This window comes from Novosphingobium sp. ZW T3_23, assembly GCF_044987305.1.
Classification (GTDB): domain Bacteria; phylum Pseudomonadota; class Alphaproteobacteria; order Sphingomonadales; family Sphingomonadaceae; genus Novosphingobium.
Genome location: NZ_JBJDRF010000130.1, coordinates 1 through 1148 on the forward strand (window position 1 = coordinate 1; position 1148 = coordinate 1148).

At 63.2% G+C, this 1148-nt stretch carries 2 protein-coding genes; both read right to left on the reverse strand.

The annotated features are described in order from the left end of the window. Positions 1-531, reverse strand: a 531-nt coding sequence (locus ACI3K3_RS25625) for an ATP-binding protein (RefSeq protein ID WP_404918931.1), incomplete at its 3' end; no start/stop codon positions are given. Beyond that, positions 531-1148, reverse strand: a 618-nt coding sequence (locus ACI3K3_RS25630; protein ID WP_404918933.1) for a Mu transposase domain-containing protein, incomplete at its 5' end; no start/stop codon positions are given. The genes ACI3K3_RS25630 and ACI3K3_RS25625, both read right to left, overlap by 1 nt.

A 1148-nucleotide genomic window follows, 5' to 3' on the forward strand; every position in this document is an offset into this window, starting at 1 on the left:
GTCGAAGGGCAGATAGCCAAGCTCATCAACGATCAGCAGCTTAGGTTTGGCAAGGAAGGACAGTCGCTCTTCCAGGCGCCCTTCGCCATGGGCCTTTACCAAGGCAGAGACGAGCGCCTGCGCGGTTGTAAACAAAACGGTGTAGTTCTGCCTGATCACTTCCCGCCCGAGCGCGATGCCCAGGTGCGACTTGCCGACGCCGGGAGGTCCCAGCAGCAGGACGGCCTCGCCATGTGCGACCCAGCGAGCAGTGGCCAGGTCTCGGATCTGGTGCGGATCAACACTGGGTTGAGCCTCGAAATCGAAGCCGTCGAGCTCGCGAGCATAGGGGAAATGGGCAATCTTCATCGCCATCTCGATCCGCCGCTCGTCCTTGCGGGCAATTTCTCGCTCGCAAAGGAATGCGAGCGTCTCGCGCATTGTCAGATCGTTGCGGGCCGCCTCGTCGAGCAGCGTGTCGAGCTGGTCTCGGATGGCGGTGAGCTTGAGCCGGGACAACCAGCCCAGCAACGTCTCGTGGCCGATAGTCATTACCACCGCCCTCCTGCCAGCTGCTCATATTCGAGCAGGGGACGCAGCAGATTGGGCGGTCGCATAGCCGCCATCTCGGGATCGACAGGCCGAAGTACGGGGCCACTCACGCCGCTGACGCCAATGAAGTGAGCCGGGTCCGTCAGCCGGCGGTGGCGACCGCTCGCCTCGGCATGTTCAGCAACTAGCTGACCGCCATGAAAGATGCGAACCTCAGCACCGCTAAGCGTCACCTGCACGCTCTCACCGAACAATCGCCAAGGCACGGAATAGGCGTTGGTATCGATCTCGACCGCACAGTCGCTGTGCACCTTGCGAACCAGCTCCCGGATCTGTCGGAACGGTGGCCGCCCTTGGAGCGGCTTTAGTTTGCAGGCCTCGTCACGGACGAAGCGCAGAAGCGGCGGTTCGCCGGTCGAACCGTGACACCGCGCGTCGGCCACCTCGCGCAGCCACCAGGCAATATGCTGCTCGAGTGCGGCCATGCTGGCAAAGCTGTGCCCGGCCAACGCATTGTGCTTCACGTAACCAACGCCGCGCTCATCCTTGCCCTTCGTCCGCGCCCGATACGGGGCACAAGCGCGAGGCCGGAAACCCCAGTAGCGAGAGAAGGCGTG